Source organism: Massilia genomosp. 1 (assembly GCF_011682185.1).
GTDB classification, from domain to species: Bacteria; Pseudomonadota; Gammaproteobacteria; order Burkholderiales; family Burkholderiaceae_D; genus Telluria_A; species Telluria_A rubra.
The window spans coordinates 1-1,556 of record NZ_WHJF01000270.1 but is presented as its reverse complement, the minus strand read 5'-3'; the positions used below and the strand labels follow the sequence as shown (position 1 = coordinate 1,556).

The window sequence follows — 1,556 nt, the reverse complement described above, 5'->3', positions numbered from 1 at the left end:
ATCGAGACTTGCCGCAAGCGGGCCGTTTCCTCCTGGGTCTACATCGCCACTGTGATCGCCGCCGCCAGAAAGGGCGTCGCCACACCCTCGCTGCCGCCGATTCCGTCCGGGACGTGAACGGTTACCTCTCAACAGTTCGGCCATAATATTAAAGACACCGAACAGCGCGAAACCAGTCGCCAATGCAAGCAACAGCGGTCGGTCACCCTTGAGTGCGGCCTGATCGACAGCAAGTTGAATGTAAAATGGGCTGGCTACCATGTACGCTTGCAGAAGCAGCGACAACAGAAAAATCTGTGCGAGGCAACGATAGCTGACCGCATCGAAGCGGAACCAGGACCAGAGGCTCAATGGACTGCTGGTCCGGCGCTTTCGGAATTCCGGGGCCGTGGCAAGCTCGAGCGCCACACCGGTAAAGTAGCGGCCCGCTTCCTTAATGCTAATGGTGCGCGCACCGCAAGCCGGATCAATTATCTGCACTCTATTCCTGCGAATGCGCCTGAGTACGACGTAGTGCTGCATGCCCCAATGAAGAATAGCGGGAAGGTGTAATTTATTCAATTCGCTCATCTCGCACCGAACTGCACGCGAAGTAAGATTAGCCGTGGCGGCAAGGTCCATCAGTTGGGCCAGCGTCATGCCACGCGCTGACGTAGGGCAGACCCGCCGCAGCGTATGCAAATCGGTCGGTGCTCCGAGCTCCTTGAGTACGATTGCGATGCAAACTAATCCGCACTCTGCGGTCTCCGACTGGTAAATGTGATCCATGATGCGACGGGAAGCGTAGGTAGCCGCCTCTCCCTTACTCATATTTCGGCGGCATTGGATTGTCATCGAATAACCAACCCAGATCCATGCTTGGCGACAGCACTGTACGCGTCGGAATACCGTTCTTGATTACCCATTCAGCAACATAGGACCGTCCACCATCGCCAAATCGCCCGCGGAATGCGCAATTGTGGCGATCATAGCAATATCCGCCGATTCGCTTGATTCCTCCGTTTCGCAAGGCAGTGCTAGTATTGAACATACCCGATGCCTGAAGCGCGTAGGTCATGCCGTCAACGCCAATGGAAATCGACTTGATTTCGTCACGTGGTCGACCGCTTTCAACCAAGGCCGGAGCATGGTCGACTACGCAGGTTTGCCCTTTACCACAACCTCGGACATGGTGTTCGGACGCCAAGAAAGGACCGTCCACAACCGTGACAATAATCTCTCCCGGCATGACGTATCGGTATGTCTCTGCTCTTATATCGGGCGTGACGAACGCCAACATAGACACTATCGGAACTGCCCAAATAGGAAACTTCATCGCTGCTCTCCTCATATTGGTATTCTGGTCGCATTTGTTGACTACGGCGGAAGGCTGGGCAACCGCGAATGTCGTGGGAGATTCAGTTGCGTCATCGAAATTTACCTGCCGACAGCGGCCCAATGCCGTTTTGAGTGGAAGTTGACTTCGGCTACCATATCGGCTACCGCTGTGAATGTCTGCGCCTTGCGGCGCTTGTCGATGTCCGGTCCGGAGCAGGGTCAAGGGCGGGCGGCGCGAA

The 1,556-nt window shown here is 55.7% G+C and carries 2 protein-coding genes; both read right to left on the bottom strand.

The window, feature by feature from the left end:
• On the bottom strand, window positions 1-768 hold a 768-nt coding region (locus F1735_RS33465), incomplete at its 3' end, for a cysteine peptidase family C39 domain-containing protein (RefSeq protein WP_229506091.1).
• Window positions 769-802: 34 nt separating this feature from the next.
• Window positions 803-1,315, bottom strand: a complete 513-nt coding sequence (locus tag F1735_RS33460) for a hypothetical protein (RefSeq protein WP_167241301.1) — start codon at window positions 1,313-1,315, stop codon at window positions 803-805.
• Between the last annotated feature and the right edge of the window lie 241 nt (window positions 1,316-1,556).